Annotated in this window: 2 pseudogenes; both read left to right on the plus strand. The window is 69.2% G+C overall.

Annotated elements, in window-relative coordinates:
- Positions 1–317, plus strand: a pseudogene (locus D3D02_RS18785) (branched-chain amino acid ABC transporter permease); the annotation flags it as partial.
- Positions 314–545 (plus strand): annotated as a pseudogene (locus D3D02_RS18790) (branched-chain amino acid ABC transporter permease); the annotation flags it as partial. The pseudogenes D3D02_RS18785 and D3D02_RS18790, both read left to right, overlap by 4 nt.

Raw genomic sequence — 545 nt, forward strand, 5'->3', positions numbered from 1 at the left:
TCACCCGCCCGTACATCGTCGTCTTCGGCATCGGCGCGGCGCTCGCAGGGGTGGCGGGCGTCGTCGGCGGCCCGCTGAACGTCGTCAACCCGACTATCGGGACGAACATCCTCGTCCCGGCGTTCCTGACGGTCGTCATCGGCGGGGTCGGCAGCATCGCCGGCGCTGTCGTCGGCGGCATCGTCTTCGGTCTCACGACCGCTGCGCTCGTCTCCTTCGCGCCCGCGTGGTCGCAGGTCGGCCTGTACGCCATCGCGGCCATCGTCCTCCTGACGCGACCGCAGGGTCTGCTCGGCGACGAGGAGGTGGCCCCATGAGCGAGAAGGACGCCAACCCGAGCGCCAAAGACGCGCTCGTCGGCGGCAGTCTGTTCGGTCGTTGGGAGAAACTCCGCGGCCGCGAGGGGACGGTCGTCGGCATCACGGCCATCCTCGTCGCGGTGTTCCCGTACATCTTCGCCCGTGCCCCCGTCGTCTCGGGGGTTTTACAGGGCTACCAGAGCCTCGCGACGCTCATCCTCATCTGGGGCATCTTCGCCATCGGCT

The sequence above is a fragment of the Halobellus sp. Atlit-38R genome (assembly GCF_003665925.1).
In the GTDB taxonomy this organism is placed as follows: domain Archaea; phylum Halobacteriota; class Halobacteria; order Halobacteriales; family Haloferacaceae; genus Haloquadratum; species Haloquadratum inordinatus.